This window comes from Streptomyces sp. NPDC091377 (assembly GCF_044757045.1).
Taxonomy (GTDB): domain Bacteria; phylum Actinomycetota; class Actinomycetes; order Streptomycetales; family Streptomycetaceae; genus Streptomyces.
The window spans coordinates 1-23931 of the sequence record NZ_JBIVUE010000012.1; the positions used below are offsets into that span (position 1 = coordinate 1).

Consider the following 23931-nt stretch of genomic DNA (forward strand, 5'->3'; position numbering starts at 1 on the left):
GCCCTGTACCTCGCGGTCCCGCTGGGTCTGCTGTTCTACGCCCGTCACCGTATCGGCGCGAACACCTGGCGGCGGCTGCACCGGTTCGTCATCGTCGTGTATGTGCTGAGTGTGTGGCACACGCTGCTGTACGGGACGAACGTCTGGTACGGGGAGTGGCCGCGCACGGTGTTGTGGGTGCTTCAGCTGCCGGTGGCGGTGCTGTTGCTGGTGCGGTTGCTGAGTCCGGCCCGGCGTTCGGAGCGGCTCGCCTCACCGGGCGGGAGTGGGCGGGGGAGGAGCGCGTGGCCTGCGTGGGGGTTGCGGGCCGTGGGGCGGGTGGCTGCCGCGGCGGTGGTCGTGGGGCTGATCGTCGTCGTCGCCTCCGGGAACGACGGCGGACGCGAACGCCCCACCGAGCCGGCCACGACCGGCCCGCACGACCACGCCACCGAGTGAGGACGGCCGGCGCCCCCGGTCAGACGCCCCGGGCAGCGGGCACGAGACGCGGGACGAGACGGACGTAGACGACCATGCCCAGGACCTCCACGAGGGTCTGCGTCACCACGACCGCGGCGGCCACGGCGAGAGGGTCGGGCAGGGCGAGGGCCAGGGGCAGGACCACGAGGGAGTTGCGGGTCGCGCCGGTGAAGACGACGGCCCGGGCCGCCGGGACGCCGAGGCGGAACAGGCGGGCGACGCCCTTCCCGGCGAACGCCATGACCACCAGGAAAGCGACGTAGAAGGGGACGACGGCGGCGACGTCGGCGATGCTGTCGCCCACCTCGGGCACCTGGGAGGCGACCACCGTCAGGAGAGTGGCGGCCATCAGCGGCACCATCGTGGTCGTCGCCGCGGCGGAGACCCGCCCGCCCGCCCCGCCGCGCGCCGCCCACGCCTGGAGCGCCCACGCCAGGGCGAGCGGGACGACGATCAGGAAGAGAAAAGCCTCCAGGAAGGGCCCGGCCTCCACGACGTCCGCCAGCCCGGACCCCAGGAACACATACAGGAAGGCCGGGAGCAGCAGCATCTGCGCCACGAGGAGCAGGGGCGTCGCCGCGAGCAGCCGGTGACGGGAGCCTCCGGCGAGACCGCAGAAGACGATGACGTAGTCGACGCACGGGCACAGCAGCACCAGCAGCACCCCGACGCGTACCGCCTGGTCGGCGGGGAGGAAGACGAACATCGCGGCCACGACCAGGGGCACGACGACGAAGTTCACCACCAGCGCGGCGCCCAGGAAGCGCCCGTCGCGCAGGGAGCGGACCAGTTCGGCGGCCGGGACCTGGAGGAAGGTCACGAAGAGCAGCGCGCCGAGAACCGGGTTGATCGCGTGCTCCAGGCCGGGCCCGGCCCCGGGGGCCAGAACGCCCAGCAGCCCGCCGACCGCCATCGCCGCCAGATAGATCGCGACCTGGTGCCGCTCCATCCGCTCCATCCGCTCGACCGGGCCCCGAGGCCCCTGTTCCCGCACGTCGACCTGCTTTCCGTCCCCCATACCGCCCGGCCCTCGCGGGCTCCATCCTCACAGGGGCGTTCCGTCCAGGACAGCGTGGGTGTCAGGGGTGATGATGAAGGAAGGCGCATGTGAACCATGCGTTTCCTACGGCTGGAGGCGTTCGACATGACGGAACGCACGAACGGTGAAGACTCTTAAAAACTTCAAGAGTCTCAAGGGTTTCAAAGATCTGAAAGGCCCCAAGGGCCTCCGGGAGGAGGCCGACACCGGGCACGGTGGGCGGCCGGGCCGGATCTGGTGGCTGCTGGCCGGGCTCGTCGTGGTGGTCGCGGGCTTCGTCGCGTTCTCCCGGCGCCAGGAGATCGCCGCCGCGTTCGAGCTGATCAGCCGCGTACGGCTGCCCCAGCTGACCGTGGCCGTGGGGTTCGAGGCGCTGTCCGTGCTGTGCTTCGCGGCCGTGCCCCGGGTGCTGCTGCGGTACGGCGGGGTCCGCTGGAGCATGGGCCGTACGACGAGCGCGACGGTCGCCGCCAACGCGGTGGCGGGGACGCTGCCGGGCGGCGCCGCCTTCTCGGCGGCGTGGCTGTGGCGGTACATGTCCCGCCGGGACGCGGGCCGGGCCCTGGCCCTCGCCGTCCTCACCGCCGCCGGACTGGTGTCCGCCACGACCCTGTTCGTGCTGCTCACCGCGGGGGTGCTCACGGTGGGGCCGACGGGTCCCGGCGCGTTCGTCCAGCCGGTGATCGGGGTGCTGCTGGCCGTGGTCGCGGGCGGGCTGCTGGTCCTCGCCCTGTCCCGGTTCGCACGGATCCGCCGGCTGCTGGGCGGGCTCTGGGCCCGTACGGGACGCAGGTCCGGGCGGATCCGACGCCTTGAGGAGGATCTGCGCCGGGTCGTCGGGCAGGCCCGCAGTGTGCGCCCCGGTGTGCTGCCGTGGCTGTGGCCGTTTCTCTTCTCCCTGTTCAACTGGCTGTTCGACGTGGCGTGTCTGGCCGCCTCGATGTGGGCGCTGGGCATCGCCGTGCCCTGGCGGGCGCTGCTCTTCTGCTACGCGCTCATCCAGCTCGCCGGGGCGCTGCGGCTGACGCCGGGCAACATCGGTATCGCCGAGGCCACCCTGTCCGCGCTGCTCGTCGTCTACGGGCTGCCCGCCGAGCAGGCGATCGCCGCGACCCTCCTCTACCGCGTGATCAGCTTCTGGGCGCTCCAGCCCATCGGCTGGACCTGCTGGATCGCCCTCAGCATCGGGGACGCCCGCGCGGAGCGCCGGGACGCGGCCTGAGCCGTCGCCGCCTGAGCCGTCGGGGCCTGAGCCGTCGGGGGTCGAGTGGCAGCGGCAGGTTCCCCGGCAGATGTGCCCGACCTGCCCGAGGCAGATGTGCCCGACCTGCCCGCCCCGGCGAGGCCGATCGGCCCATGCCGTCGGGCCGGGGCGGGGCCACCATGGACGGAACGGGAGAAACGGTACGGAAGAAGCGCGGCACGGTCAGAGGGAGATGTCATGGGTGGACTCGTGGTGGTGGGCGTGGACGGTTCCGCGTCGAGCCTCGAAGCGGTCGAGGCCGCCGCGCGGGCGGCACGGCTGCGCGGGGCGGCGCTGCGGGTGGTGCACGCTTTCGTCTGGCCCGCGATGCATGTGTCCCTCGGGCCCTCGCCGATGGGGCCGCCCGACGGCGGGCTGCGCAACATGGCCGAGCGGCTGGTGACCGAGGCGGTGGAGCGGGCGCGGGCCGTGGCGCCGGACGTCGAGGTCGTCCCGGCCGTGATCACCGGGGAGCCGCTGACCGTGCTGGAGGCGCAGTCGCGCTCCGCCGAGCTGGTGGTGGTCGGCTCCCGGGGCATGGGCGGATTCATCGGGCTCCTGGTGGGGTCGACGGCGGTGCATCTGGCGGCGCACGGCCGCTGTCCCGTGCTGGTGGTGCGTGAGCGGGCCCGTGACGAGGGGCCGGTCGTGCTGGGCGTCGACGGCTCGGCCGCCGCGGAGGAGGCCGTGGACTTCGCCTTCGCCGAGGCCGCCCGGCGTGACGCCCCGCTGGTGGCGCTGCACGCCTGGACCACCTGGAACGCGCCGGTGCCCGCCCCGCAGGACCCGTCGGTGCCGTACGCGAGCCCGTCGGGCGCGCTGGGGGCGAAGGAGGAGCGCCTGCTGGCCGAGGCCCTCGCCGGGCGCGCGGAACGTTATCCGGGGGTGAAGGTCGAGCACCGGGCGGTGCGCGGCGGCACCCGGGAGTCGCTGATCGAGGCGAGCCGGTCCGCGCAACTCCTGGTGGTCGGCGCGCGGGGGCGCGGCGGTTTCACCGGAATGCTTCTGGGCTCGGTGAGCCAGGCCATGCTGCATCACGCCCGCTGCCCGGTGGCGGTGGTACGCACGGCGGACGACACGTAGATCTGCCGAGTTCTCCCGGGATCTGCCGACGGAGGAAGGGAAACGTCATGAAGGGATACGTGTTCCACGGAGTGGGAGAGGCGGCCTGGGAGGACGTACCGGACCCGGCCGTCGAGGAGCCCACCGACGCGATCGTGCGGATCGACGCGGTGACGATCTGCGGCACCGATCTGCACATCCTCAAGGGCGATGTGCCCGAGGTGCGTCCCGGTACCGTGCTGGGGCACGAGGCGGTCGGCGAGATCGTCGAGACCGGTGGCGACGTACGGACCGTACGGCCGGGGGACCGGGTGCTGGTCTCCTGCATCACCGCGTGCGGGCGGTGCGCGTACTGCCGTCAGGCGGCGTACGGGCAGTGCCTCGGCGGCGGGGGCTGGATCCTCGGCCATCTCATCGACGGCACGCAGGCCGAGTACGTCCGGGTGCCCCACGCGGACCTGTCCGTGCACCCGTTGCCGGGCGGCATGGACAGCGCGGACGCCGTGCTGCTGGCGGACATCTTCCCGACCGCCTACGAGGTGGGGGTGCTCAACGGCCGGGTCGCGCCCGGGGACACGGTCGCCGTGGTCGGGGCCGGCCCGGTCGGGCTCGCGGCGATCGCCACCGCCCGGCTGTTCTCGCCGGAGCGGATCATCGCCGTGGATCTGGCGCCCGCCCGGCTGGAGACGGCCCGGCGGCTCGGCGCGGATGCGGTGGCCGACGCCGGCGAGGACCCGGAGCAACTGATCGCCGACCTCACCGGCGGCCTCGGCGCGGACGTGGCGATCGAGGCGGTGGGCGTGCCGGATACCTTCGAGCTGTGCACGCGGGCGGTCCGCCCCGGCGGCCGTGTCGCCAACGTGGGTGTGCACGGCACCCCGGCCACGCTCCACCTGGAGACCCTCTGGATCAGGAACGTCACCCTCACCACCGGCCTGGTCGACTCCTACTCCACCCCGACCCTGCTGCGCATGGCCACCGCCGGCCGCCTCCCGACGTCCGCGCTGGTCACCCACACGTTCCCGCTCGACGCCATGCCGGAGGCGTACGACGTCTTCGCCCAAGCCGCCGACACCGGCGCGCTGAAGGTCGTCCTCGGCGCGGAACGACACGACACCGTGGCGATCCCGACGGCCTGATCCCTGACGGGGTTCGGTCTTACGGCTCGACACTCCGGGCGAGTGCGACGAGCCCGGCGAACGCCTGGACGGAGGCCGTGAGTACGGGTCCGTGGGGGTCCTTGCTGTCCCGGATGGGGACCGTGCCGGTGGTGGTCGCGTTTGCGGGGGCCCATTCGAGGCAGTTCCCGCCGTTGTCACTGTGTGAGGACTTGAGCCAGTGCAGGGGTTCGGATGCGGTCGTCACGGGGTGCCCTTTCCTGCTCGGGCGAGGGTGACGAGTCCGGTGAACGCCTGGACGGAGACCGTGAGTACGGGTCCGTGGGGGTCCTTGCTGTCCCGGATGGGGACTATGCCGGTGGTGGTCGCGTTTGCGGGGGCCCATTCGACGCAGGTTCCGCCGTTGCCGCTGTACGAAGACTTGATCCAGTGGAGAGGTTCGGTCGTCACGGGGCGTCCTTTCGTACCGCTGATGGCCCCGTCACTCCAGGGGATTGGAGTCGGCGGGGCTCGGGGTGGATGGTTCGACGGTCCGGGCGAGTGCGACGAGTCCGGCGAACGCCTGGATGGAGACCGTGAGTACGGGTCCGTCGGCGCGCTTGCTGTCCCGGACGGGGACTATGCCGGTGGTGGTCGCGTTTGCGGGGGCCCATTCGACGCAGGTTCCGCCGCTGCCGCTGTACGAAGACTTGATCCAGTGGAGAGGTTCGGTCGTCACGGGGCGTCCTTTCGTACCGCAGCCGGCCCCGCCGCTCCAGAGGATCGGAGTCGACGGGGCACGGGGTGGATGGTTCTACGGCTCGACAGACCGAGCGAGAGCGACCAGTCCGGCGAACGCCTGGATGGAGACCGTGAGTACGGGTCCGTCGGCGCGCTTGCTGTCCCGGACGGGGACTATGCCGGTGGTGGTTACGTTGGCGGGGGCCCATTCGACGCAAGACCCGCCGTTGTCGGTGCTGTACGAGGACTTGACCCACCTCAGCGGGGAGGAGTCGGTCTTGGTCATCACAGACTGCCCTTTCGTAGGTGTCGGATCATGGCGACGGATTCCGCCTGAGAGGCCGCCCCGATCTGTAGCTGATGGTAGGCCCTCACCAGTGGCAGTACGGAAGACAGTTCACGGTCTAGATGCCCCTGTGTCTGCGACTCCACATATGACATCAGGGACCGATCAGGCAGCGTCAGAAGGTGAACGAGTCGGTTGAACGGTCTCCGCTCCCCCATGGAGTACCGAGCGATCTGAAGGCCGGTGTTAGGCAGCCCAGCGAACTCGATCAGTCGCGCCAACTGCGCATCCATCACCCCAGCTCCGCCGATGGGTCGCTGGATGCAACTCTCGTCCAGCACCGCAAAGATGAGTGGCGGAGGCTTACGGGCGAGCATTGATTGCCGCTCCATCAAGTAATCAACTCGTTCAGCCGCCTGTTCGGGCGTGATGTCTCCTCGCTCGGCGGCACCGTCGGCCAACGCGCGCGCGTACTCGCGCGTCTGGAGTGGTCCGGGGATCAGTCCCGACTCGAACAGCCGGATCTCTGCCGCTCGACCCTCATGCGCCAGGTACTCAGGGAGCCCCTCAAGAAGTGCTGTCTGACGCACAGCCAGACTCTGACGCTCGAACTGATCTCCCGTGTCCAATGCCCTGTCAGCGCTTGCCGCAAACCGTTGAGTTGGCGGGCGACGACCAGTTTCTACGGCGGAGATGTGCGACCCGGTGCACCCGATGCGTTCCGCCAGCTCGTCTTGAGTCCAGCCGCGAGCATCGCGCATCCTGCGTAAACGCTCCCCGAATGCTGCGGTGGGCGACGAATCCGGTTTGAGTTCCTTGCGGTTCACCATCCGCATCACTACCAATCAATCGATCTGCGCAAGTTGAATGGTTCTCTGACTGTAGGCCACTCTGACTCCCCTTGGTAGCGGAAGCGTTACGGAGAGGAGTCACCCGTGTCCGGCAAGAACGTAGCGGCCGAGCGGCAGACACCCCAACTCAGCGTCGGTGACCTCGTGTTCGACACCGCCCGGAGAGTCCTCGGCGTACTCATGGACACCGGTGAGGACATGGGGGAGGGTCTCTGCTTCCTCCGGCCTCCCCGGGGCGGTATCGAATGGACCGTGTCGCCCGCCGACATCCGGCCGGCCACCGTCGCGGACCAACTCCGCCCGGCCCTGGCCGAGATGAACGAGCGCAGCAGCGGCGGGGCGCCGTGACCGGGCCGCACGCCTACCGGGCCGACATCACCGCCGAAGGACCCGTCTACGGGCGGAACCGGAACGCGCACGTGACCCTGGGCCGGTTCAGGTCCCCGTTCATCAAACCCGCCCTGCGCTGGACCGCGCGGCCCGCGCCCTCCGTATCGCCGATCGGCTGGACCCCGCCCCCGGCGTGCCCTGGTGCCCCCCGACGGCACTGCGCCCCGCGCCGGTCACCGCCGAGGGCGACGTACCGGACCGCCTGCGTCAGTGGGCCCGCTCGGACACCGGCCACGCGGACGCGTACCGGCAACTGCGCCGCGGAGCACCCTGGGCCCTGATCGTCGCCGATCACAGCGGGATCTACGCGTTCACCGTCTGGCCGGTCAGCGCCCGCGCGGCCCCGCCGCACCCGCTCCCGGCCGGACACGGACGGCACCGAAAACGCGCCGACCCCCCTCTCGGAGCCGTCGGCTGCACTCCCTGGCCGAGGCGGGCGACATGCAGGCGGTGAACCGCCCCGGGGATCACCGGGCGCACGAGAGGAGCGCCAACCGGGAACGGGTCGTACGGGCCCGGGACGAGGTGATCTCCGCCTACCGCGACGACCTGAGGTCGGTCCGCGCGCTCGCCGAGGCGTACGGCGTCGGCCCCGACTGGCTCCAGGGCTGCCTCATCGAGTGGCGGGTCCCGCTCCGCGACCGCGCGGGGACCGCTCGCGCCACGCAGGAGCGCACGCGCGCCGAGAGGCGGCGTCAGACCGACGAGCAGCGCGGGAACCCGAGGTCAGGGCTGGACGGGAAGGGCCCATCCACTTCTCGCGGATCCTGATTGCGCGGTGCGCGGCTGTCGGCCGCTTCTCCTCGCCTTTTCGAGGTCCTTCCCGCCCTTACCAGCACAGCACGGCCAGGTTCGGCCCGCCAGTGCCGACCGGCCCGGACCTCGCCCCCGAAGCGCTCATAGGCCCCGAGCCCCTTTTCCGTGCCACGGGACCACACTGGAACAGGAACACACTGGAACGGGGAGCGGCGACGAGGAAGGAGGCCGGGATCATGGCATGGGCATCCTGGACCACCCCCGGGATCTTCAGCGGCCGGGGTGGCGTGCACACCGACGAGACGGGGATCCTCACCGGCGATCTGACCGTCCACACCACCTGGGACGGCACCGAGGTCGACATCACCGTCCAGTACACCGGCACCTCCGACTGGTACACCGTCACCGGCAGCCCGGTCCCCTGCCGCTCCGAACGGCACAGCCGCGCCCTGCACCAGGCGGTGGTCGCGGCTGTCCGCGCGGGCGGCGGAGTCACCCTGAGCCGGGTCGCCGTCAGCGAAATGGCGTGAACCGGGACGGCGGTCGGCGGCGGCCGGCGCTCCCGCCTCAGTCGTCCCCGGCGCCCCGCGCCGTCAGCACCGCGGGAGCGTCCCGGACACCGAGCCGTAGATGCTCCACGTGGTAAAGGGCCTGGTCGAGCAGTTCGGCAACGTGGTTGTCGTAGAGGGCGTAGACGATCGAGCGGCCCCGGCGCTCACCGGTGACCAGGCCGAGATTGCGCAGCAGCCGGAGTTGGTGGGAGCAGGCGGAGGGCTCCATGCCGACGGCGTCGGCGAGTTCGCCGACCGGGCAGGGGCCTTCCTGGAGCCGGGCCAGGATGTGCAGCCGGGACGGGGTGGCGAGGGCCTGGAGGGTGGCGGCGACCTCGGCGGCGCCGACCGTGTCGAGGCGCTCGCGGGTCGTGCGGGTGGCGTCGGTTCCATGGCCCATGGGACCATCGTAACGATGATGTCTGAATAGCTCTTCAGATGTTCCGGTATGGTCGGGGTGTCCCCCCGGGCTGTCGTCCCCGGTCCACCCCCGTGAAGGGTTGCCTCGCCATGCCCTCAGCGCCCCCACCCGCCCTCCTTGAACTGTCGGAGGACCCGGACGTCCCCGTCGGCGGTCGCCCGGTCTCCCCGCCCCGCCGCCGCACCCGGCTGCTCGCGCTGCCCGAGGCCCGCTGGGCGCTCGCGGCCCTGGTGCTGTTCCTGCTCGCCCTGCCGCCCTATCTGCTGGACCTGCCCGGCTGGCTGTGGGGCCCGCTGTTCGCGGCCACCTACGTCACCGGCGGCTGGGAACCGGGCTGGGAGGGGCTCAAGGCGCTCAGGGCGAAGACTCTCGACGTGGACCTGCTGATGGTGGTGGCCGCGCTCGGCGCCGCCTCGATCGGGCAGGTGCTCGACGGGGCGCTGCTGATCGTGATCTTCGCGACCTCGGGCGCGCTGGAGGCGATCGCCACCGCCCGCACCGCGGACTCCGTACGGGGGCTGCTCGATCTGGCACCGGAGACGGCGACCCGGCTGCGGGCGGACGGCGGTGAGGAGAGCGTTCCGGCCGAGCGGCTGGTGGTCGGCGACACGGTCCTCGTCCGGCCGGGGGAGCGGATCGGGGCGGACGGCCGGGTACTGGACGGTACGAGCGACGTCGACCAGGCCACCATCACCGGCGAACCGCTGCCGGTGGCCAAGCGGGCGGGCGACGAGGTGTTCGCGGGCACCCTCAACGGCACCGGGGCGCTGCGGGTGCGGGTGGAGCGGGATCCGTCGGAGTCGGTGATCGCCCGGATCGTGGCGATGGTGGAGGAGGCGTCCGCCACGAAGGCGCCCACCCAGCTCTTCATCGAGAAGGTCGAGCAGCGCTACAGCCTCGGGATGGTCGCCGCCACGGTCCTCGTCTTCGCGGTGCCTCTGCTGCTCGGCTCCGATCTCGACTCCGCGCTGCTGCGTGCCATGACGTTCATGATCGTCGCGTCGCCGTGCGCGGTGGTCCTCGCCACGATGCCGCCGCTGCTCTCCGCGATGGCCAACGCCGGCCGCCACGGGGTCCTCGTCAAGTCCGCGGTCGTCATGGAACGCCTCGGCCATGTCGACACCGTCGCCCTGGACAAGACCGGCACCCTGACCGAGGGCACACCACGGCTCACCGACATCCACCCACTCCCCGGCGAGGATCTCGCCTTGATGAACTTGATCGACCCGGCCGACCTGGCCGCTCAGGCCGACCTGGCCGACCATGCCGCTCCGGACCGCGAACCGGCCCGTCCCGAGGCAGTCGTCCCCGCCCCCTCCGGCCGGGTCTCCGCCGACGCGGGCGCCTCCGACCCCCGGCGGGTCCGCCGGGCCGGCGAGGACGCCCTCCTGCGGACGGCCGCGGCGGTCGAGCGCGGGAGCGAGCATCCGCTGGGCCGCGCGGTGCTGGACGCGGCACGGGAGCGTGGCCTCGGGGTGCCGGTCGCGCGGGACTTCACCTCCACGCCGGGTGTCGGCGTCACGGCGACCGTGCGTGGTCGCGCCGTGGCGGTCGGCAGCCCCGGCCGGCTGGTCGCCGACCCGGCCCATCCCGCCGTACGCCTCGCGGCGGAGCTGGAGGAGGGCGGACGTACCGCCGTCGTCGTGACGCTCGACGGGCGGCCCGTCGGGGTGCTGGGCCTGGCCGACCGGCTGCGACCCGGGGCCGGCGACGCGATCCGCGCCCTGCGCCGGCTGACCGGACGGGCGCCGGTCCTGCTCACCGGGGACAACGCGCGGGCCGCGACCCGGCTCGCGGGGGAGGTCGGCATCACCGACGTCCGGGCCGGGCTGCTGCCCCAGGACAAGGCCGGGGCCGTCAAGGAACTCCAGTCCGCGGGGGCGAAGGTCCTCGTCGTCGGCGACGGCGTGAACGACGCCCCCGCCCTGGCCACCGCGCACACCGGTATCGCCATGGGCCGCGCCGGCTCCGACCTCGCCCTGGAGACCGCCGACGCCGTCGTCGTACGCGACGAACTCGCCACCATCCCGACCGTCGTCAACCTCTCCCGGCGGGCCCGCCGGCTGGTGATCCAGAACCTGGTCATCGCCGGTACGTTCATCGCGGTCCTCGTCGCCTGGGACCTGTTCGGCACCCTGCCCCTGCCCCTGGGCGTCGCCGGACACGAGGGCTCCACCGTGCTGGTCGGCCTCAACGGCCTGCGGCTCCTCGCCGACGGCGCCTGGCAGAGGGCCCGTCGCTGAGAACGGCGCCGGGGCGGCCGTTCAGTCGTGCGGTGCCTCCCCGCTGACCCGGTGGTCCGCGTGGCTCAGCGCCTCCACGATCAGGCGCCGGAGGTGCCCGTCGCGCAGGCGGTAGTAGATGTGCCGGCCCTCCCGACGGGTGTCCACGAGCCCGGCCAGGCGCAGCTTGCCCAGGTGCTGGCTGACGGCCGTACGGGAGGCGTCGGTGCGCTCGATGAGGGTGCCGACGTCCGCCTCGCCCTGCGCGAGCAGCCACAGCAGATGCAGCCGGGTGGCGTCGGAGAGCATCGCGAACACCCCCGTCGCCTCGACCAGCCGAGCGCTGTCCGGGGCGTTCGGATGCTCATGGACCGGAGGCGGGGCGGAGCGGCTCTCGGACGTGGGACCAGACATGGCACCAGCCTAGAGCCGCCGGGAACCGACCAGGAGCAGACGGCGGGAGCCGACAGGGACGGACGGCGGGAGGCGACAGGGAGGGGGACGGCGGGAGGCGACAGGGACGGACGGGCGGAGGCCACGGCTCTTGGGGTGTGCGGTGGATCACATTCTCATCATGTGCGCACCTGCGCACATGATGGTTATACTGGCGACGCCCGATCGGATCCGCGCCCGGGGAGGGACCCCATGTTCGCCATCCTCCGCAACCGCACCTACCGCCACCTCTTCGCCGCCCAGGTCATCGCCCTGGTCGGTACGGGACTGGCCACGGTCGCCCTCGGACTGCTGGCGTACGACATCGCCGGCGGCGCCGCCGGATCGGTGCTCGGCACCGCGCTGGCGATCAAGATGGTGGCCTACGTCGGGATCGCCCCGCTCGTCGGCGCGTTCGCCGACCGACTGCCACGCCGGGCGCTGATGGTCACCGCCGACCTGGTCAGGGGCGGTGTGGCGCTGTTCCTGCCGTTCGTGGACCAGGTGTGGCAGGTGTACGTCCTGGTGTTCCTGCTCCAGTCCGCCTCGGCCGTCTTCACCCCGACCTTCCAGGGCGTCATCCCCGAGGTGCTCCCCGAGGAGCGCGACTACACGAAGGCCCTGTCCCTGTCGCGTCTCGCCTACGACCTGGAGACCCTGTTCTCCCCCGTGCTGGCGGCGGCCCTGCTGTCGGTCATCACCTACAACTGGCTGTTCAGCGGCACCGTGGTGGGCTTCGTCGCCTCCGCGTTCCTCGTCCTCTCGGTGACCCTGCCGAGGACGGCCACGGCATCGGGCCCGCGCGGGAGCGGCGCCGCCGCCAAGGCGACCGCGGGCATCCGCCTCTTCTTCACCGTCCCGCGCCTGCGGGCCCTGCTCGCCCTGAACGTGACCGTCGCCGCCGCCAGCGCGATGGTGGTGGTCAACTCCGTCGTCTACGTCGCCGAGTTCCTGGCCCTGTCCACCAGTTCGCTCCCCCTCGCGCTGGGCGCGTACGGCGCGGGCTCGATGGTCGTCGCCCTGGTCCTCCCCCGCGTCCTGGACCGGACGTCGGACCGCACGGTGATGCTGAGCGGCGCCGTGCTCCTCGCGGTGGTCTTCGTCGGGCTCGGTACGGTCACCGCCGCCCCGTCCGGCGACTGGCGCTGGCCCGCGCTGCTGGCCGTGTGGGGCGCGTTCGGCGCCGCCGGGTCGATGGTCCTCACCCCGATGGGCCGGCTGATCCGCCGCTCGGCCCCCGCCGACCAGCGCACGGCGGCCTTCGCGGCCCAGTTCTCCCTCTCCCACCTGGGCTGGCTGCTCACCTACCCGCTGGCCGGCTGGCTCGGCGCCGAAGCGGGCCTCCAGTCCGCCGTGATCACCCTCGGCGCGATCGCCCTCGGCACCGCGCTGCTGGCCGTACGGCTGTGGCGGGAGCCGGCGCCGACGGCACCGCCGACCCCGTCGCCGGTGGTGATCAGGCACCTGCCCGCCACCCACCGGAGCGGTCAGCCCGCGCACCGCTCCTGAACCGGACCGCCGCGGCCCCCACCGGCCGAGAGGCCCTGGAAGCGCTCCTGCTGGTCGGCCCTAGAGGTCGACGAGCAGATGCCGCGGCCCACGCAGCACCGGGCTGCGGCGGTAGGGGGGCGGGTCGGTCACCAGGGTGAGGGTGGGGGTGTCCAGGGCGCGCAGGAGTTCGGTCAGCGCGATCTGGGTCTCCAGCCGGGCGAGGGGAGCGCCGTAGCAGTTGTGGGGACCGCCGCCGAAGCCGAGATGACGGTTGTCGGGGCGGTCCGGGACGAAGCGGTCGGGGTCGGGGAAGCGCCGGGGGTCACGGTTGGCGGAGGCCACCGCCAGGATCAGGGGGGCGCCGCGGGGGACGGTGACCCCGGCCACCTCGATGTCGGCCAGCGGAGTGCGCTGGGGCAGCAACTGCACGGGAGGCTCGTAGCGGAGCAGTTCCTCCACGGCGGACGGCATCAGCCCCGGCTCCTCGCGCAGCCGGGTCAGGGCGTCGGGGCGGCGGAGCAGGGTGAGCATGCCGTTGGTGATGAGGTTGACGGTGGTCTCGTGCCCGGCGATGAGCAGCAGCACGGCGGTGGCCCTCAGCTCGGGCGGGGTGAGCCGGCCGTCCGGTCCCTCGTCGTTGACGAAGGCGGAGAGCATGTCGTCACCCGGGTGCCCCCGGCGGGACTCCGCGAGGGCGCCCAGGTAGTCGCCCATCTCCCGAGCGGCCGCAAGACGCCTGGCTTCGGCCTTCTCAGCGTTCTCGGTCTTCTCGGCTTTCTCGGTGTCGTCGGTGTTGTCGGCGTCGGGACTCCCCGCGCCGCCCCCGCTCCTGGTGCGGTCGAGCGCGGTGATGATGGTGTCGGTCCAGGCGTGGATCCGGGGGACGTCCTCGTGGGGCACCCCGAGCAGGGTGGAGATCACGGTGACGGGCAGCGGGTAGGCGAAGTCGTCCACGAGGTCGACGCGGTCCCGACCGGCGAAGGCGGCGGTCAGTTCGCGGGCGATACGGGTGATGTCGCCGTGCAGGGCGTCGACCCGGCCCGGTGAGTGCGGCGGGCCGAAGGGGCGCATGGCCAGCGCGCGGAGCCGGTCGTGCTCGGGGTCGTCGCGGGCGATGAACGAGAACCGCCGCCCGGACTCGTCCCCGGGCGGCGGGGCGTAGTCGTCGCGGCTGCGGGGGTCGGAGCTGATCCGGGGGTCGTGCAGCAGGGCGGCGACCTCGTCGTAGGTGCCGACGAGATAGCTGCCGTCCTCCTGGCGGACGACTCCCGCCTCGCGGAGTTCGGCGTAGAGGGGGTAGGGGTCGGCGCGGTTGGCGTCGTCGGAGATCCGCCGCAACAAGGTGTGCGGGCCGGCGGAGGCGGGGGAGGGGGCGGAGGCGGGGGACATGGCGGCGGGGTTCCTCCGTCGGTTGCTGGCTGCGTCCACGGGCTGGGCCTTGTTCCATGCGAGGCCCTAGGTCGGATCGAGGTCGGCGGCGGGGCCGCCGGGGCCTGTGGTGCCGTACCGGTCCAGGACGTGTCCGGTGACGGCGACGGTCGGACCGTGGGAGAGCCTCCGCGGGTCGGGCATGTCGGAGGGGACGGCCACGGTGGCGAACGGGGCGTCGGCGGCGCCCGGACCGGGCGGGAAGGGGGCGCGGTTCTCGATCAGGTCCTGGTAGTACTCCAGGGCCTTGGCCCGGTTGACGGCGACGGCCGCGGTGATCCGTCCCCGGTAGCCGTAGACGGCGACGAGCCGACGGGCCGCGAGTGATCCCTGGGCGAGGACGACCTGGTCGGAGAAGGTCGGCACCCCCACCGACTTGATGTTGACGCCGAACTGGCTGGACCAGAAGGCCGGCAGGGTGAGGTGGGGCAGCCGGCGCGGACCACGGGTGACCATGTTGTGTGCCGCCGTCTCCGCCTGCGCGACGGCGTTGCCCCAGTGCTCAAGCGACAGCAACTGGAACGCGTAGAGCGGATGCGGGAAACGGGCCACGTCCCCGGCGACGAAGATGTCGTCGGTGACGACACCGTGCCGGTCGAAGGCCCGGCAGCCCGCGTCGCAGGCCAGCCCCCGGGGCCCGGCGGCCAGTCCGGAACCCTGGAGCCATTCCGTGTTGCGTACGGCGCCGAGGGCGACGACGGCGACATCGGCCGCGATCCGGTCCCCGTCGGAGAGTTCGGCACCGGTCAGCCGGCCCCCGTCGCCGAGCAGCCGGGTCACGGTGGTGCCGCAGCGCAGATCGACGCCGTGGGCACGCTGGAGCGCCGCGGCGAACGAGCCGCACACCCCGCCGAGCGCTCCGATCAGGGGAGCGGGTCCGCGTTCGACGACGGTCACCGGGAGGCCCCGTTCCCGGCAGGCGGAGGCGATCTCGGAGCCGGTGAACCCGGCGCCGATGACCAGCACCCGCCCGGGCCCGGCGGCCAGCAGCCGGGTGAGCACGGCGGCGTCGTCGGCGGTGCGCAGCGCCAGGACGCCGTCCAGGGCGGCCTCGTCGGGGTGCGGCCAGTCCCGGGCGCGGGTGCCGGTGGCGATGAGGAGCCGGTCGTAGGGGAGTTGCCCGCCGTCGCTGAGCCGCAGCCGCGCCCGGTCCGGGTCGAGTGCCTCGGCGCGGACGCCCAGCAGCCAGCGGGCGTCCACGGCCCGGCGCGCGGGCAGCCCGGTGTCCCCGGGGTCGATCCGGCCGAGCAGCACGCCTTTGGAGAGCGGGGGCCGGTCGTAGGGGGGCCGGTTCTCCTCGCCGACCAGCGTCAACTCCCCGTCGAACCCCTCCGCCCGAAGAGCCTCGGCAGCCCGCACCCCGGCCAGCGACGCCCCTACGACAACGATCCGCCGCGGCGCCCTGCCGGCGCCCGACCATGTGCCGCCCGACCGCTTGACGCCCGGCTTCTCGGAGCCCGGCCTCTCGACGCCTGACCCGGCGACGCCCGGCCCTGCGGCGCCCCGGCCCCCGGCGCCCGCCCCCTCAGTGCCCGGCACCCGTGGGCCCGCCTGCTGTGATGGCCTGTACCGGGCAGGCGGCGACGGCGCGGCGGACTCGGTCTTGCTGGTCGGCGGGGACTTCGGGGAGGTACATCAGCGCTTCCTCGCCGTGCAGTTCGAACACCCGCGGGGCCAGGAAGACGCACTGCGCGTACCCCTGGCAGCGGTTGAGATCGACCACGATCCGCACAGTGCCGCCTCCTCCCTCCGGGCGGGGCCCGTCAGTACCGGACGGCCGTGCCGACCGACGTCCGTACGGTGCCGGAGAGGGTGCGGGTGCTGACGGCGTCGGCGGTGGCGGTCTTGCCGGCGGCGACATCGGAGACGGTCACGACGACCACGTCCAGCAGGTTCTTCGAGGCGTCCTGGAAGTCGACCTGCACGGCGAAGGATTTCGTGGCGTCCGCGGTGTTGTGCGCGGTCACGGTGACGGTGCTGTGGCCCTTGCCGTCGTTCCCGGTGGTGCCCAGCTTCACCTCGTCCTTCGCGTCGACGCCGTCCTTGATCGAGTCGATCTCGCGGGTCGCCTCCGCGCTGGCCGAGGCGAGGGCGGAGGCGGCGGCGGAGGTGGCCTGGGCCCCCACGGACGAAGCCGCGGACGCCGCCTGCGAGGCGGCCGACTCGGCGGCGGACGCGGCCTGCGAACCGACGGACTGGGCGGCGGACACGGCCTTGCTCGCGGCGCTCGACGGGCTGTTCCCGCCGCTGTTGTCCGAGCATCCGGACCCGACCGCCACGACCGCGACCACCAGCGCGATCAGGGCGGCGGCCCGCACACCGCGCGTTCTCTTCTCTCCGGACACGCTGTGGCCTCCCGCTCGTCCCGTTCGCCGGTCACCCCCGAGTGAAATCCCGCCGCCCGGCCCCACGGCCCCGGACCCGCGCTCACCGCCCGGAAACCACGCCAACGGCCCTACGGGACCGAGGACCCGGCCGACGACGCCGACGACGCCGACGTCCCCGGGGAACTGGCGGACCCCGTGCACGGTTGCGCCGATCCGTTTCTGCTCAGCTCGGCCGTGAACTGCGCTCCGGCCAGCAGCGCCAGATTGGACAGCCACAGCCAGATGAGGAAGACGACGACGCCCGCGAGGGAGCCGTAGAGCCGGGTGTACGTACCGAGGGTGGAGGCGTACAGCGCGAAGGCCGTCGAGACGGTCAGCCACAGGACGGCGGCCAGCGCGCCACCGGGCAGACTGTGGGCGCGGCGGCGCGCGGCGGCGGGCCCGGTGTGGAAGACCACGACGACCAGCAGCGCCACCAGACCCAGCAGCAACGGCCACCGCAGCACCCGCCAGCCCAGCGCCGCCGTGGCGCCCAGACCGAGCGCCCGGCCCGCGGCCTCGGCGAGCGGCCCGGTCAGCAGCAGGGCGAGGGAGCCCGCCAGCAGCAGGGCGACCAGCGCGAGGGCGGTGAGCACGATGCGGTGCGCCTTGCGCCAGGTGGAACGCCGGTCCTCCACCCGGTGCATGCGGTGCAGGGCGCGGCGGAAGACGGCGAGGTAGCTGGAGGCCGACCACAGCGCGCTCGCGGTACCGGCCACGATCAGCGGCCAGGTGTTCGCGTCCGCGCCCAGCGCCCGGGACAGGGCGGAGCGCAGGTCCCCGGCGGACTCGGCGGGCGCGTAGGCGATGACGTGCGTGACGAACGCGTCGGCCGTGCCGGGACTCACCAGGTCGAACGCCAGGACCGTGACCAGCATCCCGGGCAGTACGGCGAGGATCGCGTAGTAGGTCAGGGCCGCCGCGTAGTCCGAGATGTCGTCGTTCCACAGCGACACGGGCGTGCGCCGCAGCGCGGGCCACCAGTCGGCGGGCACCCGGGGGCGGGTGAGGAACGACCGGGTACGCGCGGCGGGCGTCCCGGGACCGCCACCGCCGCCGGTGTACGGGTCAGCCGACATGGCGGGCTGTACGGCGGTCGCTGCGCGCGGGGCGGGCGGGGCGGGGACGGGGCCCCGGCGGTGCCCGTGGCGGTCTGCGCGGTGTGACCTGCGTGACCTGCGTGGTCATGGTGACGCTCCTCGTCTTCCGGCTCCGGCTCCTGTTCCTGCTCCGGCTCCGGCTCTGGCTCCGGCTCCTGCTCCGGTTACTGTTTCCGTTCCGCCGTCGTATGGACGCGGATGCCCGGAAAACGCCCCGGAACGCCGAGAGGTCGTAGGACGGGCAGGAGCAGCTGATGCTGGTGCAGACGGCGTGGGCCGCCCTGGACCACACGGACCCGGGCCCCGGGAGACGGCACCCGGGAGCCGGGAGACGTTCGGTTCCCGGCCACGGAGGTGGTCCTACGTGGCGGAGGTGCGTCGGCCGCCTCGTCGGGCCGTGCCCCGGCTGCCGGTTCCGGCGGCGCCGCCGGTCCCTCCGCCGTTACCGGCACCGGAGCCGCCGGGGGCCCCGGTCGCGGTCCGTCGACCTGACCCGCGTACGCCCTGACCCGCGCCCGCGCCCTTCGCCGTGGCAGCGCCCGAGCCGGTGGCGCCGGCGGGTCGGCCGGAGCCTCGACCGCCGGTTCCCCGCGCGGCACCGCCCGCGGCGCCGGCGGTGGAGCCGGTCGCGGAACGGGTCGACGCCCCGCCCGCCGTCTGGCCGCCCTCGCCGCCGCGGCGCCGGCGGCCACCGGAGCGCCTGCTGGGCCGGGCGCCGGGCTCGGCACCGGTCCTCGGGGACCGGCGGGGCTCCGGGGCGGGCTGGGGGACCTCGATGGTGACGGCCACACCGGACGGCTCACGCGCGCCGGTGATGGCGGCGAGCTGCGGGTCGGCCGAGGTGACCCGGGCCGTACGGGGGCGGATGCCCGCGTCCGACATGAGCCGGGCGACATCCCGCTTCTGCTCGGGCAGGACCAGCGTGACCACACTGCCGGAGCCACCGGCACGGGCCGTACGGCCGCCCCGGTGCAGATAGTCCTTGTGATCGGCCGGGGGGTCGACGTTGACGACGAGATCGAGGTCGTCCACGTGGATGCCCCGGGCCATGACGTTCGTCGCCACGAGGGCGGTGACCCGGCCGCTGCGGAAGTGCTCCAGCGTGCGGGTCCGCTGCGGCTGGGAACGGCCGCCGTGCAGTGCCGCCGCGCGGACGCCGACGCCCAGCAGGCGCTTCGCGAGCCGGTCGGCGGACCTCTTGGTGTCGAGGAAGAGGATCACTCCGCCGTCACGGGCCGCGATCCGGGCGATGACCGCCTTCTTGTCGGTCTCGTCCTGGAGGTGCAGGACGTGGTGCTCCATCGTGGTCACCGCTCCGGCGGAGGGGTCCACGGAATGCACCACGGGATCGCTCAGGAACTGCTGCACCAGGCGGTCGATGTTGCGGTCCAGGGTCGCGGAGAAGAGCATGCGCTGCCCGTCGGGCCGTACCTGGCGGATCAGCCTGGTGATCTGCGGCAGGAAGCCCATGTCGGTCATCTGGTCGGCCTCGTCCAGCACCGTGATGCGGACGTCGTCGAGGACGCAGTCCCCGCGCTCCACGAGATCGTTGAGCCGGCCCGGGCTGGCCACGACGACCTCGGCGCCACGCCGCAGCGTCGCCGCCTGCTTGGTGATCGACAGCCCGCCGACCACGGTGGCCATCCGCAGGTTCACCGCCGTCGCGTACGGGGTGAGGGCGTCCGTCACCTGCTGGGCGAGTTCCCGGGTGGGCACCAGCACGAGGGCGAGCGGTGCCTTGGGCGCGGCGCGCAGTCCGGCCGTACGGGCCAGGAGCGCCAGCCCGAAGGCGAGGGTCTTGCCGGAGCCGGTGCGGCCCCGTCCCAGCAGATCGCGGCCGGCGAGCGAGTTGGGCAGGGTCGCTGCCTGGATGGGGAAGGGGGTGGCTATGCCCTGCGCGGTCAGGGTGCTCAGCAGCGCCGCGGGCATGTCCAGATCGGCGAATTCCGCTACGGCGGGAAGAGCGGGGGTCTTACTTTCCGGCAGCCGGAAATCCGTCGCCGACGGCGCCGACGACATCTGTCGATTCGGCTTCTGGGGTCTGCGGGGCATGCAGGGACCTGTCCTTCCTGGGAACAGCACAAACCGGGGTCCGCACCATGGCGGTGCGGACCCCGGTGAGCGGAATACGCGTCCGGGCGCGATCAGGCGGGGACGATGTTCTCCGCCTGCGGGCCCTTCTGGCCCTGCGTGACGTCGAAGGAGACCCGCTGGCCCTCCTGCAGCTCACGGAAGCCCTGGGTCGCGATGTTCGAGTAGTGGGCGAAGACGTCGGGGCCGCCGCCGTCCTGCTCGATGAAACCGAAACCCTTTTCGGCGTTGAACCACTTCACGGTTCCCTGTGCCATGTTCTTTCTCCTTCTGTGGGCGCGCAGAGGCCCCATCCGGAGACTCCGGAAACAAACAAAGCGCCTGAAGGAGAAACATTCCCGTCAGGCGCTCATAAGTTCATGGGTACCACAACTGCAACCCCACAAGACTACCACGCTCTCGCGGTCACCTCGCAAACCCCGCCGGCGGCGCCCCCCGTACGGCTGACTGTATGGCCGAGAAGAGCCCCTTCGGGGGCGGCGGGACGGGGTCGGGAAGGGGTCGGGACGGGGTCGGAAAGGGGTGAGGTCCGGGTTGTCGCGGGGGTCGTGGCGGAGGGTGACGGGATCATCCCTGGAGGAGGGGATGGATCTCAGCCAGTTTCGCTGCGCCGAGTACCTTCCGGCTGACCGGTTGGTCAGGGGCGCCTCCCTGGAGGAGTTGTGTGCGCGAGGCCCGGGCCGGGCGGTGCTTCGATCCGGCCGTGCCCGGGCCGGGCGGTGCTTCGAACAGCCCGGCCCGGGTACTCCAGGCGGATGAGACTGAGCGTGATCGACGCGGGCTCCCACACCGTGCGACTCGTGGTGGCGGACGCCGGGGACGGTGTGCCGCTGCCGGTGCACACCGCCAAGTGGAAGCTGCGCCTGTCCGAACAGACCGGGGCCGACGGCCGGATCGGCGAGGCCGCCACCCGGCAACTGGTGAAGGCGATCCGCAAGGCGGCCCGGACGGCCGAGCGTTGGGGCGCGCCCGAACCCCTGGCGTTCGCCACCGCCGTCGTCCGCCACGCCCCCGACCGGACCCACGTCCTGCGGGCGGTGCGGGCGGAGTCCGGGGTGCGGCTGTGCGTGCTGTCGGGGGAGACGGAGGCGGAGCTGACGTTTCTGGCCGTCCGCCGCTGGATGGGCTGGAAGGCCGGACCGATCGCCCTCTTCGACATCGGGGGCGGTTCCCTGGAGGTGGCGTTCGGCCGGGGCCGGACACCGGACTTCGCCGTGTCCCTGCCGCTCGGCGCGGTCCGGCTCACCCGCCGCTTCTTCGGCCACGACGACCCGCCCTCGCCCGACGAGATCCTCGCCCTGCGGCGCGAGGTGCGCCACCAGCTCCGGGACGCCGGCGCCCGGATCCGCTGGGAGAACCCCCGTACCGCGGTCGCCTCCTCCCGTACGTTCCAGCAGTTGGCGCGGTTGTGCGGGGCCGCGCCCGGACGGCACGGGCCCTTCGCCGCGCGGGAGGTGCGGGGCAAGGATCTGCGCCGGGCGATCGACCGGCTGGCGGCCCTGCCCGCCGCGCGCCGCTCCGAACTGCCCGGCATCTCCGCCCCGCGCGCCCACCAGAGCCTGGCCGGGGCGGTCATCGGCCACACCGCGATGAAAGTCAGCGGCCTGGACACCCTGGCCGTCTCCCCCTGGGCCCTGCGCGAGGGCATCCTGCTGCGGCATCTGGAGGACGGCCCCGGCTGGTGGCCGGACGCCGTCGCCCGGCCCGACACCCGCGACGCCCCCGAGCCCCCTACGGCCCCCAGACCCTCCGCCGTCGTCCCGCTCCGGTGAGCAGCCGACGACACCGTCCCGCGCGCCCATCGCCTTTCCTCGCGCCCCCCGAGCACCCTTTGTGACCCGCACGCCCCGCACGCCCCGCACGACCCGTACAACTCGGGTACGAGGCACGGTCGTTGCGTCATTCCCGAGGGGGAGGTGAGGTGAGTCCCGGCGAGGGTTCCGCAGCGGTGGGCTGTTCCCGCATGATCTTTCCTGTCCGAACATGCGACCGGAAGGATCGATATCGTGCGCAGACGACGTCTCGCGCCGCTGTTGGCCGTGAGTGTCACGGCAACACTGGCTCCCGCACTCGCCACTTCGACGGCCGCCGCCGCCCCGGCCGCCGGGGCGAGCGCCTCCGCCAGTGCCACCGCCGCCTCATCGGCCGGCGCCAAGGTCGCGCTGGAGCGGTATGTGCAGCAGAAGCCCCGGTGGAAGCGGTGCGGAGCCGATGCTCCGGCCCCACTCAAGTGCGCCACGATCAAGGTCCCGCTGGACTACCGCAATCCCCGGGGCGAACAGATCGACCTCGCGATATCCCGGATCAAGAGCACCGCGCCCGACCGGCGGCGCGGTGTTCTGCTGTCCAACCCCGGTGGCCCCGGAGGGCCGGGGATCTACATGCCGCTGAGCATGCAGGAGTCGCTGCCCACCGCCGCACGGCAGAAGTACGACCTCATCGGCTTCGACCCGCGCGGCGTGGGCCGGAGCACCCCGGTCACCTGCGGTCTGACCTCGAAGGAGGAGAACTGGCTGCGGCCGTACAAGGAGGAGACGTTCGACGCGGACGTCGCCTGGGCCGAGCGGGTCGCGGACAAGTGCCTGGCGAAGTCGGGCGACCTCCTGCCGCACATCACCACCCGCAACACCGCGCGGGACATGGATCTGCTCCGGGCGGTCCTCGGGGAGCGGAAGCTCTCCTACGTGGGCTACTCGTACGGCACCTACCTCGGCGCCGTCTACACCCAGCTCTTCCCGGGCCGGGCCGACCGGTTCGTGCTGGACAGCGCGGTCGATCCGGCGCGTGCCTGGCGGGGCATGATCCAGTGGTGGGCGGAGGGCGCCGAGCCCGCCTTCGACCGGTGGACCGAGTGGGCCGCCGAGCGTTCGGCGACGTACCGCCTCGGCGACACCCCCAAGAAGGTCGACCGGACCTTCTGGGACCTGGTCCAGCGGGCCGACGAGAAGCCCATCGAGATGGACGGGCAGCCGGTCACCGGTGATGACCTCCGCAGCGGGATGCGCGGGGCGGTCTTCAGCCCGGAGTACGCCTCCGAGGTGCTGGTGGAGGTGAAGAAGGCCGCGCAGGGGCAGCCCGTCTCCGCCGAGAAGGCCGAGGTGTTCACCGAGCCGCAGCGGGGCGGAATGGCCGGTGCAGCCGCCGGTGCCGCGCCCGCCGAGACCCCGGCCGACAACATGACGGCCAGCTTCTGGGCCGTGGTGTGCGGGGACAACTCGGCCGTGTGGTCCGAGGATCCGGAGAGCTACCGGCGCGACGCCATCGAGGACAAGGGCCGCTACCCGCTCTTCGGCGACTTCGCGTCCAGCATCAAGCCCTGCGCGTTCTGGGACAAGTCCGCGGAACCGGTCACCCAGGTGGAGAACGGCGTACGCTCGCTGGTCGTCCAGAACGAGTGGGACTCGCAGACCCCGCTGCCCAGCGCTCAGGCCCTGCACACCGCCCTGAAGGGCTCGAAGATGGTCACCGTCCGCGGCGGCGAGGGCCACGGTGTCTACCCGAGCGGCAACACCTGCACCGACGGTGCGGTCAACCGCTACCTGCTCAAGGGCAAGCTCCCCGCGAAGGACATGACCTGCAAGGCGACGCCCCGGTCGAACGCCGAGGCCCGCGAGAACCAGCAGCGGGACGCCCTTCCCGGCTCCCCGTCTCCGCAGCGCGCCCCGGACCGCTTCTGACGCCGGTGCGATGAGCCCGGTGCGGTGAGCCCGGATCTGTGAGCCCGGTTCTGTGAGCCGGGTCGAGGACGGGGCGGGACTCCCTCGCGGAGACCCGCCCCGTCCGTCGTCGCGGCGACGGCCGTCAGGCGCGGGTCGGTCCGGGCGGCGTGGGGGACACGGCCGCTGAAGGAGCGCACCGACGTCACGAGCCGAAGGGAACGGCGTCCTCGGCGGCGGTGTGCCAGC

General features: G+C 72.8%; 25 protein-coding genes and 1 pseudogene. 11 read left to right on the forward strand and 15 right to left on the reverse strand.

The window, feature by feature from the left end; genetic code table 11:
• Nucleotides 1–438, forward strand: a pseudogene (locus ACIQNG_RS24560) (hypothetical protein); the annotation flags it as partial.
• A gap of 19 nt (nucleotides 439–457) precedes the next feature.
• Here ACIQNG_RS24560 and ACIQNG_RS24565 read toward each other — a convergent pair.
• Nucleotides 458–1408 (reverse strand): bile acid:sodium symporter, encoded by a 951-nt coding sequence (locus ACIQNG_RS24565; RefSeq protein WP_401488213.1) that lies wholly within the window; start codon nucleotides 1406–1408, stop codon nucleotides 458–460.
• 214 nt (nucleotides 1409–1622) lie between these two features.
• Between ACIQNG_RS24565 and ACIQNG_RS24570 the strand changes: the two genes are divergently transcribed.
• The 3 genes from ACIQNG_RS24570 (at nucleotide 1623) to ACIQNG_RS24580 (ending at nucleotide 4942) form a co-directional block, all read left to right on the forward strand.
• A complete protein-coding gene (locus ACIQNG_RS24570; RefSeq protein WP_401487801.1) occupies nucleotides 1623–2720 on the forward strand; it encodes a YbhN family protein in 1098 nt (365 codons plus the stop codon).
• A gap of 219 nt (nucleotides 2721–2939) precedes the next feature.
• Nucleotides 2940–3824, forward strand: a complete 885-nt coding sequence (locus tag ACIQNG_RS24575; RefSeq protein WP_401487803.1) for a universal stress protein — start codon at nucleotides 2940–2942, stop codon at nucleotides 3822–3824.
• Between the two features lie 47 nt (nucleotides 3825–3871).
• On the forward strand, nucleotides 3872–4942 hold the full coding sequence (locus tag ACIQNG_RS24580; RefSeq protein WP_401487805.1) for a zinc-dependent alcohol dehydrogenase family protein: 1071 nt from the start codon (nucleotides 3872–3874) through the stop codon (nucleotides 4940–4942).
• 19 nt (nucleotides 4943–4961) lie between these two features.
• Here ACIQNG_RS24580 and ACIQNG_RS24585 read toward each other — a convergent pair whose 3' ends face one another.
• The 5 genes from ACIQNG_RS24585 to ACIQNG_RS24605 all read right to left on the reverse strand — a co-directional run bounded on the left by ACIQNG_RS24585 (nucleotide 4962) and on the right by ACIQNG_RS24605 (nucleotide 6757).
• Nucleotides 4962–5168, reverse strand: a complete 207-nt coding sequence (locus ACIQNG_RS24585; RefSeq protein ID WP_401487807.1) for a DUF397 domain-containing protein — start codon at nucleotides 5166–5168, stop codon at nucleotides 4962–4964.
• Nucleotides 5165–5371 (reverse strand): DUF397 domain-containing protein, encoded by a 207-nt coding sequence (locus ACIQNG_RS24590; RefSeq protein WP_401487809.1) that lies wholly within the window; start codon nucleotides 5369–5371, stop codon nucleotides 5165–5167. The genes ACIQNG_RS24585 and ACIQNG_RS24590 overlap by 4 nt, the downstream gene beginning before the upstream one ends.
• 31 nt (nucleotides 5372–5402) lie before the next feature.
• Complete coding sequence (locus ACIQNG_RS24595; RefSeq protein WP_401487811.1) at nucleotides 5403–5639, reverse strand: DUF397 domain-containing protein; 237 nt, start codon at nucleotides 5637–5639, stop codon at nucleotides 5403–5405.
• Nucleotides 5640–5714: 75 nt separating this feature from the next.
• Nucleotides 5715–5927, reverse strand: coding sequence for a DUF397 domain-containing protein (locus ACIQNG_RS24600; RefSeq protein ID WP_401487814.1), 213 nt, complete (start codon nucleotides 5925–5927; stop codon nucleotides 5715–5717).
• Nucleotides 5927–6757, reverse strand: coding sequence for a helix-turn-helix domain-containing protein (locus ACIQNG_RS24605; protein ID WP_401487816.1), 831 nt, complete (start codon nucleotides 6755–6757; stop codon nucleotides 5927–5929). The genes ACIQNG_RS24600 and ACIQNG_RS24605 overlap by 1 nt, the downstream gene beginning before the upstream one ends.
• A gap of 105 nt (nucleotides 6758–6862) precedes the next feature.
• Here ACIQNG_RS24605 and ACIQNG_RS24610 point away from each other — a divergent pair, with 105 nt between their 5' ends.
• The 3 genes from ACIQNG_RS24610 (at nucleotide 6863) to ACIQNG_RS24620 (ending at nucleotide 8454) form a co-directional block, all read left to right on the forward strand.
• Nucleotides 6863–7126 carry a hypothetical protein gene (locus ACIQNG_RS24610; protein ID WP_401487819.1) on the forward strand — a complete coding sequence of 88 codons (264 nt, stop codon included), beginning with the start codon at nucleotides 6863–6865 and terminating at the stop codon, nucleotides 7124–7126.
• 483 nt (nucleotides 7127–7609) lie between these two features.
• Nucleotides 7610–7939, forward strand: a complete 330-nt coding sequence (locus tag ACIQNG_RS24615; RefSeq protein WP_401436421.1) for a hypothetical protein — start codon at nucleotides 7610–7612, stop codon at nucleotides 7937–7939.
• Nucleotides 7940–8160: 221 nt separating this feature from the next.
• Nucleotides 8161–8454, forward strand: a complete 294-nt coding sequence (locus tag ACIQNG_RS24620; protein ID WP_401487822.1) for a hypothetical protein — start codon at nucleotides 8161–8163, stop codon at nucleotides 8452–8454.
• A 37-nt stretch (nucleotides 8455–8491) separates the two neighbouring features.
• Here ACIQNG_RS24620 and ACIQNG_RS24625 read toward each other — a convergent pair whose 3' ends face one another.
• Nucleotides 8492–8875 carry an ArsR/SmtB family transcription factor gene (locus ACIQNG_RS24625; RefSeq protein WP_401487824.1) on the reverse strand — a complete coding sequence of 128 codons (384 nt, stop codon included), beginning with the start codon at nucleotides 8873–8875 and terminating at the stop codon, nucleotides 8492–8494.
• Nucleotides 8876–8985: 110 nt separating this feature from the next.
• Here ACIQNG_RS24625 and ACIQNG_RS24630 point away from each other — a divergent pair, with 110 nt between their 5' ends.
• Entirely contained in the window at nucleotides 8986–11139 is a 2154-nt protein-coding gene (locus ACIQNG_RS24630) for an HAD-IC family P-type ATPase (protein ID WP_401487826.1), read from the forward strand.
• A gap of 21 nt (nucleotides 11140–11160) precedes the next feature.
• Here the strand turns inward: ACIQNG_RS24630 and ACIQNG_RS24635 are convergent, their stop codons facing one another.
• Nucleotides 11161–11532, reverse strand: a complete 372-nt coding sequence (locus ACIQNG_RS24635) for an ArsR/SmtB family transcription factor (RefSeq protein WP_401436413.1) — start codon at nucleotides 11530–11532, stop codon at nucleotides 11161–11163.
• Between the two features lie 231 nt (nucleotides 11533–11763).
• Here ACIQNG_RS24635 and ACIQNG_RS24640 point away from each other — a divergent pair, with 231 nt between their 5' ends.
• Entirely contained in the window at nucleotides 11764–13059 is a 1296-nt protein-coding gene (locus ACIQNG_RS24640; protein ID WP_401487827.1) for an MFS transporter, read from the forward strand.
• Nucleotides 13060–13119: 60 nt separating this feature from the next.
• Here ACIQNG_RS24640 and ACIQNG_RS24645 read toward each other — a convergent pair whose 3' ends face one another.
• From ACIQNG_RS24645 to ACIQNG_RS24675, 7 genes are all read right to left on the reverse strand, one after another.
• Complete coding sequence (locus ACIQNG_RS24645; protein ID WP_401487828.1) at nucleotides 13120–14430, reverse strand: cytochrome P450; 1311 nt, start codon at nucleotides 14428–14430, stop codon at nucleotides 13120–13122.
• 66 nt (nucleotides 14431–14496) lie between these two features.
• Nucleotides 14497–15858, reverse strand: coding sequence for an NAD(P)/FAD-dependent oxidoreductase (locus tag ACIQNG_RS24650; protein ID WP_401488215.1), 1362 nt, complete (start codon nucleotides 15856–15858; stop codon nucleotides 14497–14499).
• A gap of 136 nt (nucleotides 15859–15994) precedes the next feature.
• A complete protein-coding gene (locus tag ACIQNG_RS24655) occupies nucleotides 15995–16201 on the reverse strand; it encodes a ferredoxin (protein ID WP_401487830.1) in 207 nt (68 codons plus the stop codon).
• A 31-nt stretch (nucleotides 16202–16232) separates the two neighbouring features.
• The gene (locus ACIQNG_RS24660) at nucleotides 16233–16814 is read right to left on the reverse strand and encodes a hypothetical protein (protein ID WP_401487832.1); all 582 of its coding nucleotides are present in this window, start codon (nucleotides 16812–16814) and stop codon (nucleotides 16233–16235) included.
• Between the two features lie 110 nt (nucleotides 16815–16924).
• Nucleotides 16925–17914, reverse strand: a complete 990-nt coding sequence (locus tag ACIQNG_RS24665; protein ID WP_401487833.1) for a YihY/virulence factor BrkB family protein — start codon at nucleotides 17912–17914, stop codon at nucleotides 16925–16927.
• 381 nt (nucleotides 17915–18295) lie between these two features.
• Nucleotides 18296–19987 (reverse strand): DEAD/DEAH box helicase, encoded by a 1692-nt coding sequence (locus ACIQNG_RS24670; protein ID WP_401487835.1) that lies wholly within the window; start codon nucleotides 19985–19987, stop codon nucleotides 18296–18298.
• A 92-nt stretch (nucleotides 19988–20079) separates the two neighbouring features.
• A complete protein-coding gene (locus tag ACIQNG_RS24675) occupies nucleotides 20080–20283 on the reverse strand; it encodes a cold-shock protein (RefSeq protein ID WP_030069301.1) in 204 nt (67 codons plus the stop codon).
• A 498-nt stretch (nucleotides 20284–20781) separates the two neighbouring features.
• Here ACIQNG_RS24675 and ACIQNG_RS24680 point away from each other — a divergent pair, with 498 nt between their 5' ends.
• Together ACIQNG_RS24680 and ACIQNG_RS24685 are read left to right on the forward strand one after the other, a co-directional pair.
• On the forward strand, nucleotides 20782–21798 hold the full coding sequence (locus ACIQNG_RS24680; RefSeq protein WP_401487837.1) for a Ppx/GppA family phosphatase: 1017 nt from the start codon (nucleotides 20782–20784) through the stop codon (nucleotides 21796–21798).
• A gap of 234 nt (nucleotides 21799–22032) precedes the next feature.
• Nucleotides 22033–23703, forward strand: a complete 1671-nt coding sequence (locus ACIQNG_RS24685; protein ID WP_401487839.1) for an alpha/beta hydrolase — start codon at nucleotides 22033–22035, stop codon at nucleotides 23701–23703.
• Nucleotides 23704–23931 lie beyond the last annotated feature (228 nt).

Excerpts from the sequence above, each read along its gene's own strand:
- ACIQNG_RS24565 (WP_401488213.1), bottom strand. The coding sequence starts at position 1,408 with ATGGAGCGGCACCAGGTCGCGATCTATCTGGCGGCGATGGCGGTCGGC.
- ACIQNG_RS24575 (WP_401487803.1), top strand. The coding sequence starts at position 2,940 with ATGGGTGGACTCGTGGTGGTGGGCGTGGACGGTTCCGCGTCGAGCCTC.
- ACIQNG_RS24580 (WP_401487805.1), top strand. The coding sequence starts at position 3,872 with ATGAAGGGATACGTGTTCCACGGAGTGGGAGAGGCGGCCTGGGAGGAC.
- ACIQNG_RS24600 (WP_401487814.1), bottom strand. The coding sequence starts at position 5,927 with ATGACCAAGACCGACTCCTCCCCGCTGAGGTGGGTCAAGTCCTCGTAC.
- ACIQNG_RS24605 (WP_401487816.1), bottom strand. The coding sequence starts at position 6,757 with ATGGTGAACCGCAAGGAACTCAAACCGGATTCGTCGCCCACCGCAGCA.
- ACIQNG_RS24615 (WP_401436421.1), top strand. The coding sequence starts at position 7,610 with ATGCAGGCGGTGAACCGCCCCGGGGATCACCGGGCGCACGAGAGGAGC.
- ACIQNG_RS24620 (WP_401487822.1), top strand. The coding sequence starts at position 8,161 with ATGGCATGGGCATCCTGGACCACCCCCGGGATCTTCAGCGGCCGGGGT.
- ACIQNG_RS24625 (WP_401487824.1), bottom strand. The coding sequence starts at position 8,875 with ATGGGCCATGGAACCGACGCCACCCGCACGACCCGCGAGCGCCTCGAC.
- ACIQNG_RS24630 (WP_401487826.1), top strand. The coding sequence starts at position 8,986 with ATGCCCTCAGCGCCCCCACCCGCCCTCCTTGAACTGTCGGAGGACCCG.
- ACIQNG_RS24635 (WP_401436413.1), bottom strand. The coding sequence starts at position 11,532 with ATGTCTGGTCCCACGTCCGAGAGCCGCTCCGCCCCGCCTCCGGTCCAT.
- ACIQNG_RS24640 (WP_401487827.1), top strand. The coding sequence starts at position 11,764 with ATGTTCGCCATCCTCCGCAACCGCACCTACCGCCACCTCTTCGCCGCC.
- ACIQNG_RS24645 (WP_401487828.1), bottom strand. The coding sequence starts at position 14,430 with ATGTCCCCCGCCTCCGCCCCCTCCCCCGCCTCCGCCGGCCCGCACACC.
- ACIQNG_RS24665 (WP_401487833.1), bottom strand. The coding sequence starts at position 17,914 with ATGTCGGCTGACCCGTACACCGGCGGCGGTGGCGGTCCCGGGACGCCC.
- ACIQNG_RS24670 (WP_401487835.1), bottom strand. The coding sequence starts at position 19,987 with ATGCCCCGCAGACCCCAGAAGCCGAATCGACAGATGTCGTCGGCGCCG.
- ACIQNG_RS24675 (WP_030069301.1), bottom strand. The coding sequence starts at position 20,283 with ATGGCACAGGGAACCGTGAAGTGGTTCAACGCCGAAAAGGGTTTCGGT.
- ACIQNG_RS24680 (WP_401487837.1), top strand. The coding sequence starts at position 20,782 with ATGAGACTGAGCGTGATCGACGCGGGCTCCCACACCGTGCGACTCGTG.